The 10223-nt window shown below is 65.4% G+C and carries 12 protein-coding genes and 1 pseudogene; 10 read left to right on the top strand and 3 right to left on the bottom strand.

Annotated features, from left to right (window positions below):
* The 3 genes from ACXJL8_RS23085 to ACXJL8_RS23075 all read left to right on the top strand — a co-directional run.
* Positions 1-202: CreA family protein (locus tag ACXJL8_RS23085; protein WP_456685639.1), on the top strand; the 202-nt coding region annotated here is incomplete at its 5' end.
* A 615-nt stretch (positions 203-817) separates the two neighbouring features.
* Positions 818-982, top strand: a complete 165-nt coding sequence (locus ACXJL8_RS23080) for a hypothetical protein (RefSeq protein WP_456621937.1) — start codon at positions 818-820, stop codon at positions 980-982.
* A gap of 34 nt (positions 983-1016) precedes the next feature.
* A complete protein-coding gene (locus ACXJL8_RS23075; protein ID WP_456621938.1) occupies positions 1017-1379 on the top strand; it encodes a hypothetical protein in 363 nt (120 codons plus the stop codon).
* Between the two features lie 12 nt (positions 1380-1391).
* Here ACXJL8_RS23075 and ACXJL8_RS23070 read toward each other — a convergent pair whose 3' ends face one another.
* Together ACXJL8_RS23070 and pdxR are read right to left on the bottom strand one after the other, a co-directional pair.
* Positions 1392-1637, bottom strand: a complete 246-nt coding sequence (locus ACXJL8_RS23070) for a DUF6719 family protein (protein WP_456621939.1) — start codon at positions 1635-1637, stop codon at positions 1392-1394.
* Positions 1638-1707: 70 nt separating this feature from the next.
* Positions 1708-3198: a MocR-like pyridoxine biosynthesis transcription factor PdxR gene (gene pdxR, locus ACXJL8_RS23065; RefSeq protein WP_456685638.1), complete on the bottom strand. Its 1491-nt coding sequence runs from the start codon at positions 3196-3198 to the stop codon at positions 1708-1710.
* Positions 3199-3273: 75 nt separating this feature from the next.
* On the opposite strand from pdxR, the gene ACXJL8_RS23060 reads away from it, so the two are divergent.
* The 5 genes from ACXJL8_RS23060 (at position 3274) to kynU (ending at position 8502) form a co-directional block, all read left to right on the top strand.
* Entirely contained in the window at positions 3274-3999 is a 726-nt protein-coding gene (locus ACXJL8_RS23060) for a pyridoxamine 5'-phosphate oxidase family protein (protein WP_456621941.1), read from the top strand.
* Between the two features lie 53 nt (positions 4000-4052).
* Entirely contained in the window at positions 4053-5330 is a 1278-nt protein-coding gene (locus tag ACXJL8_RS23055) for an ArgE/DapE family deacylase (protein WP_456621942.1), read from the top strand.
* A gap of 256 nt (positions 5331-5586) precedes the next feature.
* On the top strand, positions 5587-6396 hold the full coding sequence (locus ACXJL8_RS23050) for an alpha/beta hydrolase (RefSeq protein ID WP_456621943.1): 810 nt from the start codon (positions 5587-5589) through the stop codon (positions 6394-6396).
* 37 nt (positions 6397-6433) lie between these two features.
* Positions 6434-7273 carry a tryptophan 2,3-dioxygenase gene (gene kynA / locus ACXJL8_RS23045; RefSeq protein ID WP_456621944.1) on the top strand — a complete coding sequence of 280 codons (840 nt, stop codon included), beginning with the start codon at positions 6434-6436 and terminating at the stop codon, positions 7271-7273.
* Positions 7274-7287: 14 nt separating this feature from the next.
* Positions 7288-8502 carry a kynureninase gene (kynU, locus tag ACXJL8_RS23040; protein ID WP_456621945.1) on the top strand — a complete coding sequence of 405 codons (1215 nt, stop codon included), beginning with the start codon at positions 7288-7290 and terminating at the stop codon, positions 8500-8502.
* Positions 8503-8559: 57 nt separating this feature from the next.
* Here kynU and ACXJL8_RS23035 read toward each other — a convergent pair whose 3' ends face one another.
* Positions 8560-9348, bottom strand: a complete 789-nt coding sequence (locus ACXJL8_RS23035; protein ID WP_456621946.1) for a cobalamin-binding protein — start codon at positions 9346-9348, stop codon at positions 8560-8562.
* Positions 9349-9466: 118 nt separating this feature from the next.
* On the opposite strand from ACXJL8_RS23035, the gene ACXJL8_RS23030 reads away from it, so the two are divergent.
* Together ACXJL8_RS23030 and ACXJL8_RS23025 are read left to right on the top strand one after the other, a co-directional pair.
* Positions 9467-9868 (top strand): PaaI family thioesterase, encoded by a 402-nt coding sequence (locus ACXJL8_RS23030; protein ID WP_456621947.1) that lies wholly within the window; start codon positions 9467-9469, stop codon positions 9866-9868.
* Between the two features lie 168 nt (positions 9869-10036).
* Positions 10037-10223, top strand: a pseudogene (locus tag ACXJL8_RS23025) (GNAT family N-acetyltransferase); the annotation flags it as partial.

Genomic DNA, 10223 nt, shown 5'->3' with positions numbered 1-10223 from the left:
CCGCAAGCGCCGCTCGCTGTTCTTCAAGAAGATGCAGATCGTGCGCGGCTGCGACGCCAAGCGCAACGTGCTGGTCTACATGGTCTATTCGGACAGGCTGATCGAGGGCTCGCCGAAGAACTCGACCTCGACGGTGCCGATCATGCCGTGGGGACCGGCTGACGCAAACGTGCAGAAATGCGGCGAGTTCTTCACTCAGTGATGACCGCGCGGCTGACGCGCGGTTTGGCGAGATGCGAGCCGGTCAGCCGCACGAACGCCTGCGGCGCGGCCTCGTAGCCGCGGCCCGATTGCTGCGCCATTTCGCCAGGTGAGGTGGCGCGGCTGCGAATGGGTCGTTGATGTCCGCGGTCCGTCCCTTGGTCCGCGTCGCGCGCCGTTGCGCGATCTCCCGCCACCATGATGGCCATCCCTCACATGAACGCGCCCGGTAGTGATCCGGGCTTCTCGGTTTCGATGGCTTGGGTCGCGGCCGACGCGCCCTCGGTTCGACAGGACCAGCCTCGTTTGGCTCTCTTCAGCAGAAAAACGTAAAATGCATGTGAAGTGTGGAAGGCACGAATGTGACCGCGTGCTCTCTACACTGCGTCTTCGACCCCAAACGAAGCTTGCCAGACCGGTTTGAGCAGCGGCGCGACCCATCTGAAATGATTGGGGTTTTCCGCCGAATGTGTCGTCGCGCCGGACGGGACGAAACAATTCTCACGAAGACGAAACCATTTTCCGCTTTTGGCGCATCACGCGCGAAACCGCCCATGGTTATCAGCTTCACAACGACGACGGCGCCATCGCCGGCACGGAACCTGGAGACACGTCCATGCGCACGCTCAGCTTCATCCTCGCTTTCGGCTTCGTGCTCGCCGGTTCCTCATTCGCAGGCGCGCCCGACGGCAATCTGCCGGGTATCGGCACCTTCCAGTACAACGGCTCGCCGGTCACCACGGCGGCGCCGCAGTCGATCGTGGTCGCCGCGCGCTTCTGATCGCCAACAAGAAAATCAGCCGTTAAAGGCCATCATGAATCTTCGCATTTGCGCCGCAGCGCTCATTTCCCTTCTGACCATCGGTTCCGTCCAGGCGCAGGTGCGCTCTCCCTCCAGATTACCCGATCCCCGCACCGAGTTCGTGCGGCAGTGCGCGCCGCGCATGCTCGGGCGCTGGGAGCATCCGGAGGAGGTCTGCGGCTGTCTGCATGATCATGCCGCCGCCGTCGTCGAGGACCGCGACCTGCGCGAAGCGCTGCTGCGCGGTATCAGCGAGACCGGCGTGCCGACGATCGAGACCGACTGGGTGCCGGCGGCCAAGCAGAACGAGATCGGCCCGACCTTCACCAAGATCGCCAAGCCGACCTTGCAGTGCATGTTCGATCCGGCGAAATAACCTCTAATCCCCTTACTTCGACTTCGGCCCGTACCGCGGCACGCAGGCGCTGGTTCGCGCCACGCCCTTGTCGGTCATCTTCGCGCCACGCACTTCCTTGACCTGCCCGGCGGGGCAAGTTCCGTCATCCACCAACACACGCTGGCCGAGCTTGAGATCGGCGATGTCCTGTTCGCGCCCGACGGTGGCTGCGTGAGCCGCCGTGGCGAGCACGGTGGAGATCAGGAGCGAGAGGCAAGTCGCACGGCGCAGCAGCATGGTGTGAGGTCCCGGCATCGATGCCGCAATGTAGGGAGCGGTACGCGATTCTGACAGCAAAGAAGCTCGGTCACGCCCGCCGGATCGATTTGCCCTTCGGGCGCAAGGCGGCGCGCGATTCCCGCGCAAGCCGTTCGGCGGAAGCCACGAGCTGCGGAACCGCGTGCCCGGAAAATCCCAGGACGAATCCGGGCAGGGGACGCGCCCGCGCGTAGGTGTCGGCCAGCAGCCAGCCTTCCGCGCCGGCCGCCTGCTTTGCTTCTGCCGCAACCGCAGGGGCAACCGAAGGATCGAACCGCGCGACCAGATGCAGCCCCTGCGACGGCACCGGCACCGACAGCGCGCCATCGGAAGCCGCTTCCAGCGTCGTGGCCAGCGCGTCGCGCGCCTCGCGATAGAGTTTCCGCACGCGCTTGAGGTTCGCAGCGAACGCGCCGGAATTGAGCATGTCGGCAACGGCGCCTTCCATCAGCGTGCCGGGAAAGCGGTCGAGTGCGGCACGCGCGGCGGTCACGTCCGCGATCAGGCGCTCGGGCAGGGCGCAATAGCCGATGCGCAAGCCCGGAAACAGCGTCTTGGCAAACGTGCCCATGTAGATCACGCGCTGGAGGCGATCGATGCCGGCGAGCGACATCAGCGGCGCGCCGTCATAGCGGAACTCGCTGTCGTAATCGTCCTCGAACACGAAGGCGCCGGCCGCCTTGGCCCAGTCCAGCAGCTCGAGCCGCCGCGGCATCGACATCTGCACGCCCAGCGGAAACTGGTGCGACGGCGTTACATAGGCCGCGCGCGCAGATGGCGCGGCCGCGCGACCCTTGGCGATGTGCAGGCCGTTTGCGTCGACGGGAATCGGGATGGTGCGATAGCYRCATTGTGCGATGGTCCTGCGCGCGATCGGATAGCCGGGATCCTCACACCAGACCTGGTCGTTCGCCTTCAGGATCGTGCCGAGCACGATGCGCAGGGTGTGCAGCGTGCCGGAGGTGAGCATGATCTGGTCGGGGTCGCAGCGCAGCCCCCGCGCCGACAGCAGGTGATCGGCGATCGCGACGCGCAGCTCGCGGCTGCCGCGCGGGTCGCCGTAGTGCAKATGCTCGGCGCCGAAGGCGCGCATGCGGCGGCCGACGAAGGCGCGGAAGCGCTGCACCGCGCGCTCGTCGATATGGGTGCAGCCGAGCGAGAGCACGCCCTGCCGCGGCGCTTCGACCACGGCTTTCGGCTTTTTTGACAGAGCGGATCGGGCCGGGATGCGCGCGGCGACGAAGGTGCCGGAGCCGACGGTCGCCTGCGCAAAGCCGTCGGCGATCAGGCGCTCATAGGCGGAGACGACGGCGTTGCGGCGAAATCCCGTCTGCTTGGCCAGTGTCCGCGACGGCGGCAGCGGCTCGCCGGGCTTCACCAGGCCGCCGACGATCATCTCGCACAGCGCCTGGTAAAGCCGGTGCGCCGCCGAGGCCCCGGCCGTGATGTGGGGCCCGGTGAGGTCGAGCGGCAGCTCGGGCTTTGCCGGCGAAGGGAATTTGGCCGGCGCGGGCGCAAAATTGGTCGGAATCTTTTGCATGGAATTGGCACTATCGCAGACCAAATCCGCCGCTACAACTGGTCTGGAATTCTTCCAATCCCGACAGGAGCGGCCGTGAGCCAAGCTGAGACCCTCAATTCCTATCCGACGTCCGCGCGCAACCAGGTGAAGCGCCGTCACGACCGCGGCTTCTACGATCACGACACGGTTCATCGCATCCTGGACGCCTCGATGCTCTGCCACGTCTCCTATGTCATCGACGGCCAGCCCTATTGCACGCCGACCTTCTTCTGGCGCGAGGGGACCAGGCTTTACTGGCACGGCTCGAGCGCCAGCCGCATGCTGCGCAACCAGACCAAGGGCGAGCGGGTGTGCCTGACGGTCGCCCATCTCGACAGTCTGGTGCTGGCGCGCTGCGGCTTCAATCACTCCGCCGATTACCGCGCCGTGATGGCGTTCGGCACGGCCTATCTCGTCACCGAACCCGAGGAGAAGGAGCGCGCGGTGGTCGCCATGGTCGACCGCTTTTTCCCGGATCGCACCGCAAGCCTGCGCCAGAGCAATACGCAGGAGATCAAGGCGACCTCCTTCATTGCGATGGAGATCGAGGAAGCCTCGGCAAAGGTCCGCGCCAAGGGGGTTGCGGATGACGATGAAGACTATGCGTTGCCGATCTATGCCGAACGCATTCCCGTGCGCACCGTGCTCGGCGCGCCGGAGCCGTGTCCGCGCCTGCTCGACGGCGTGAGCCGGCCTGCGACGCTGGATGGCTATTCGGAAGGCCGGCTGCTCGAAGATGCATTGCGGGATGCTTATTTTGTGGAGTACCCGAACGGCTGAAATCGGCTAGCTTGCGCGCTCCGTGGGACCATTCGAATGCCTGGAGTTGCCTGATGAATGCCGACATGCAGCAGAGGATTCTTGACGCCGTCGACGCCGGCTTTGAAGCCCAGCTTGCAACCACACGCGATTTCGTCGCGATCCCCTCGACCCGTGGCGCGGAGGGGCCGTGCCAGGACATGATCGGCGACCTCCTGCGCGAACGCGGCTATGAGGTCGACGACTGGCACATCGATGTCGACGATCTCAAGGATCTGCGCGGCTTCGGCCCGATCGAGCATGATTTCTCCAAGGCGCGCTCGGTGGTCGGGACCTACCGTCCGCAAACCAATAGCGGCAAATCGTTGATCCTCCAGGGCCATTGCGACGTGGTGCCGGCGGGGCCGCTGGAATTGTGGGACACGCCGCCATTCTCGCCCGTCATCAAGGACGGCAAGATGTTCGGCCGCGGCGCCTGCGACATGAAGTCGGGCACCATCGGCGCGCTGTATGCGCTGGATGCGATCAAGGCCGCGGGCCTCAAGCCGACGGGGCGGATTCACTTCCAGTCCGTCATCGAGGAGGAGAGCACCGGCGTCGGCGCGCTCTCGACGCTTCAGCGCGGCTATCGCGCGGACGCCTGCTTCATTCCGGAGCCGACCGGCGGCAAGATGGTGCGCTCCCAGGTCGGCGTGATCTGGTTTCGCCTGCGCGTGAAGGGCCACCCCACCCATGTCGCCTTTGCCGGCTCAGGCGCCAATGCGATCATGGCGGCCTATCATCTGATCCAGGCGATCCAGAAGCTCGAGATCGAATGGAACGAGCGGGCGAAGGCCGATCGCCATTTCAAGGCGCTCAACCATCCCATCAACTTCAACCCCGGCATCATCAAGGGCGGCGACTGGGCCTCCAGCGTGCCGGCCTGGTGCGACGTCGACTGCCGTATTGCGATCCTGCCGGGCTGGTCGGTGGCCGATCACCAGAAGGAGATTCTGGCCTGCGTCACTGCTGCCGCGCGCAATCACCGCTTCCTCGCCAACAATCCGCCGGAGATCGAATGGTCGGGCTTCCTGTCGGACGGCTATGAACTGACCGACTCGGCAGCGCCGGAAGCCGCGTTCGGCAAGGCCTTCAACACCGTCTACGGCGGCGCGGTCGAGGACCTCGTCTTCACCGCGCTCACCGACACCCGCTTCTACGGCCTGAACTACGGCATCCCGAGCCTCTGCTTCGGCGCCAGCGGCGGCGAGATGCACGGCTTCAACGAATATGTCGAGCTGGAGTCGCTGAAGAAGACGACCAAGGCGATGGCGCTGTTCATCGCGGAATGGTGCGGGGTGGAGAGGGCGTAGGTATCTCTCCGACGTCATTGCGAACAAGACGTTCGGACATTCCGGGGCGCCCAAAGGGCGAACCCGGAATCTCGAGATTCTCAGGTGCGCAATTGCGCACCATGGTTCGATGCTTTGCATCGCCCCGGAATGACGAGTGGGGAGGCTAGCGGTGCCTCATCCAGATACTTTAAGCTTAAAATAAAGACTAGGCCGGGCGCCCGGCCGGTGGCAGACTGGTGCCCGCGCAAGGCTTGAGTCCGTCGAGGGAGTAACGATGCGCGATTGGGATGATGCTTACGCCAATTCGGCCCATATCCCGGGCTCGGACAAGCTGCCGGCGCTGTGGGCGGAGCGGGCGGCGGCTTATCGTGCCGGGCTGAAGGATTTCCGTCCGGACATCGCTTATGGCCCGGGTGAGCGCCAGCGCCTCGATCTCATCCTGCCCGATGGCGACAGCAACGGCCTCGTCGTCTTCGTCCACGGCGGCTACTGGATGCGCTTCGACAAATCGGCCTGGACCGATCTCGCCGAAGGCGCGCGTCATCATGGCTGGACCGTGGCCCTGCCGAGCTACACGCTGACGCCGGCTGCGCGTATCTCCGACATCACCGCTGAAATCACCGCCGCGATTGCGAAAGCGGCCTCGCTGGTCGCAGGGCCGATCCGGCTCGCCGGGCATTCTGCCGGCGGCCATCTCGTCACGCGCATGCTGTGCGACGACAGCCGGCTCGAGCCCGCCGTCTACAACCGCATCGCCGGGACGCTCTCGATCAGCGGCCTGCACGATCTGCGGCCGCTGCTGAAGACCGGGATGAATGAGACGCTGCGCATGACCATGGAGGAGGCGACGCTCGAAAGCGCGGCGCTGCACCAGCCGCGCGGGCATTCGCCGGTCACCGCCTGGGTCGGCGGCGTCGAGCGGCCCGAGTTCATCCGCCAGTCCGACCTCCTGGCCAATGTCTGGACCGGATTCGACGTGCCGACGCACCTCGTCATCGATCCCGGGCTCAACCATTTCACCGTGATCGACGGGCTGAAGGATCCGTCCGCGCCGATCACCGCGCGTCTGATCGGCCTCGACTGACGAGGCCAAAGGGGATGATCGATCGAGAGGGCCTGTCATGACGTCCAGCGATTACGATCCTGCAAGCGAAGGCGCCGAGACCGATTTCGCCCGGCGCATGTCCTACGGCAACTACCTGGCGCTGGACGCGATCCTCGGCGCGCAACATCCGCTCTCGGAAGCGCATGACGAGATGCTGTTCATCATCCAGCATCAGACCACCGAGCTCTGGATGCGGCTCGCCATCCACGAGCTCAGCGCCGCGCGCCGCTCCATCGCCAAGGACGAGGTGGCGCCGGCAATGAAGATGCTGGCGCGGGTGTCGCGCATCTTCGAGCAGCTCAACGGCGCCTGGGACGTGCTGCGCACGATGACGCCGAGCGAATATACGCGCTTCCGTTCGCAGCTCGGCCAATCCTCCGGCTTCCAGTCGCGCCAGTACCGGCTGATCGAATATCTGCTCGGCAACCGAAATCACGCCATGCTGAAGCCGCACGCGCACGATGCCGAGGTGACCAATCTGCTGGAGGCCGAGCTCGCAACCCCAAGCCTCTATGACGAGGTGTTGCGGCTCGCCGACCGCAACGGGCTCAAGATGCCTGCGGCTGTGCTGGCGCGCGATGTTCGCGAGACCCACAGCTTCAACGAGGGCGTGCTGCAGGCCTGGCGTATCGTCTACGAGGCGCCGGAGACGCACTGGATGCTCTACGAGGTCGCCGAGAAGCTGGTCGATTTCGAGGATTATTTCCGGCGCTGGCGCTTCAACCATGTGACGACGGTCGAACGCGTCATCGGCTTCAAGCGCGGTACCGGCGGCACCGGCGGTGTCAGCTACCTCAAGCGCATGCTGGAGATCGAGCTGTTCCCCGAGCTCTGGCGCGTTCGCACCATCCTTTAGAGATGCCCAAGAAGATGTCCATTTCCGACACGAAGCTGCGCGTCTACGACGACACCAAAGCGCTGTTCCATCTGCCTGGCGGCGTGATCTATCTCGACGGCAACTCGCTCGGCGCGCTGCCGCTGGGTGTCGCCGAGCGCGTCGGCCGCGTCATCACGGCCGAATGGGGCAACGAGCTGATCCGGGCCTGGAACACGGCCGGCTGGTATGCCCAGCCGCGCCGCGTCGGCGACCGCATCGCGTGGTTGATTGGCGCGGAGGCAGGCGCCGTGATGACCGGCGACACGCTATCACTCAAAGTCTATCAGGCGCTCGCGGCCGCGCTCGACATGAACAGCGAGCGGAAGGTGATCCTCTCGGACACCGGCAATTTCCCGACCGACCTCTACATGGCCGAAGGCCTGATCGCGACGCTCGGGCGCGGTCATCAATTGCGCCTGGCGGCGCCGGAGCAGGTCGAGGCCGCGTTGTCGGAGGAGGTCGCGGTGCTCTACCTCACCGAGGTCGACTACCGCACCGGCCGCCGCCACGACATGGCGAAGCTGACGGCGAAGGCGCACGCGCTTGGCATCGTCACGGTCTGGGACCTCGCGCATTCGGCCGGCGCGCTGCCGGTCGATCTCGCCGGCTGCGGCGCCGATTTTGCTGCGGGCTGCACCTACAAATATCTCAACGCCGGCCCCGGCGCGCCGGCCTTTCTCTACGTCGCACCGCGCCACGCCGACAGTGCGCGCGCTGCGCTGTCCGGCTGGATGGGCCACGCAAAACCGTTTGCGTTCGAGCTTGGCTATGCGGCCGCCGGCGGCGTCGAGCGGATGCGCGTCGGCACACCGCCGGTGCTGGCAATGGCGGCGCTGGAAGCCTCCCTCGACATCTGGGACCGCGTCGATATCGCGGAGTTGCGCGCGCGCTCGCTGGCGCTCGGCGATCTCCTCATCAGAGAAGTCGAGCGCCGCTGCCCATCTCTGAGGCTGGTGACCCCACGCGCGCATGATCGCCGCGGCTCACAGGTCTCCTTCGCCTTCGACGGCGGCTACGCTGCCATGCAGGCACTGATCGCTCGCGGCGTCATCGGCGACTTCCGGGCGCCGGATATCATGCGGTTCGGGATTACGCCGCTGTATATCGGTGAGAGCGAGATCGTGCGGGCAGCCGAGATCATCGAAGAGGTGATTGCGGGCGAGGTGTGGCGCCGGCCGGAATATCAGATCGTCAATGCGGTGACGTGAAAATCCATCACCGTCACGCTGAGGCGGCCGGTCGACGGGGCTGCCACGCGTGCTAGCTTACGAGCGCTGACCCCACAACGCCGTCACGATCGCGTCGAGCCCGTCCGTCAGGGCCGCTGGCCCGGGCTGTAGAATGATCGTCGACTTGATCTCGACGATGCGGTCGTCGCGCACAGCCGGAATTTCGCTCCAGCCGTCACGCTGCCTGATGCGGGAAGGGACCACCTTCTTGCCGCACCAGGAGGCGAGGATCACGTCGGGTGCGCTCTCGCGCACCGCGTCCGCCGACACGATGCGGTCCTTCGCGGCCTGCCGATGTCTCAGCTCCGGAAACACATCCTCCCCGCCGGCGATCCCGATCAGCTCGGACACCCAGCCGATTCCGGAGATCAGGGGATCGTCCCATTCCTCGAAATAGACCTTGGGACGCGGCGAGGGGCGGGGCATTGCGGCGATCGCGGCGAGGCGCCGTTCGAAACCTTGTGCGAGTTCCCCGGCGCGCCCGGCTGCGCCGACCAGCGCGCCCAGCGTGCGGATCATCGCCAAAATGCCGGCGATGTCGCGCTGGTTGAAGACGTGGACATCGACGCCCGCGCGGACGAGGTCGGCGACGATGCCGGCCTGGAGATCAGAGAAGGCCAGCACCAGGTCCGGTTCCAGCGCGAGGATCTTCGGGATGTCCGCGGAGACGAAGGCCGACACCCGCGGCTTCTCGCGCCGCACCTGTGGCGGACGGACGGCATAGCCGGAGACGCCGACGATGCGGTCCTGCTCGCCGAGGAGGTAGAGCGTCTCGACGGTCTCCTCGGTCAGGCAGACGATGCGGCGGGGTGGGAAGTGGCGCATGGCACGAGCCTATGCACAATGTCGGCGCCGATGTCAGCATGGCGATTACCTCGGACGTCATTGCTTTGGCGCGCGGAGCCATTCACGCTGAGTGTTCAAGACGCTGGGAGGACTTTTGATGACGCCGCTCGAGAAACTTAAAGCGATGAAGATGCCGTTCGCCGAGCTCAAGGGCGTCGAATTCGTCGAGGCGGAGAAGGATCGCGTGGTGGCGCGGATGACGGTCAGGCCCGAGCTCTGCACGCTTCACCACACCATTCACGGCGGCGCGGTGATGGCGCTGGCCGATTCCGTCGGCGCGGCGGCGACCGTGATCAACCTGCCGGAGGATGCCAAGGGCACGACCACGCTGGAGAGCAAGACCAATTTCATCGGCGGGGCCAAGGAGGGAACCACGGTCATCGCCACGGCAACGCCGGTCCATCGGGGTCGGCGGACCCAGGTCTGGACGACCCGGCTGGAGACCGAGGATGGCAAGCTGGTCGCCGTGGTGACCCAGACGCAGCTCGTGCTCGTATGATTACGGGGCTTTGATTTTGTTAACGAATTAGTCGCTTCCGATGCCCGAAACTTGAGCAGGTTCCCGTCTTGAAAAATTTGCTGCGACGCACAATATTGGAGGTCTAGGGATTCGAACGCCTCCTCGAGGGACACCAAGAGGAGTTTTGACTTGTCACGCGAAGTAGACTTGGAACTTGAAGATACCACCCGCACGACGTCCGTTCCGGGCTATGTGCGGACCTTGAGTCAGCAGGAAGAATTGCCGCTGCTGCGCGATCACCTGTTGAGGCTCGATGCCGAAAGCCGGCACGACCGTTTCAACGGCTTTCTCGACGACAGTTTCATCGAGCGTTACGCCGCCCGCTGTGCCGAGG

The organism is Bradyrhizobium sp. P5_C11_2 (assembly GCF_054049755.1).
The sequence above is the reverse complement of the archived record's forward strand: the minus strand, read 5'-3'. Positions and strand labels throughout refer to the sequence as shown.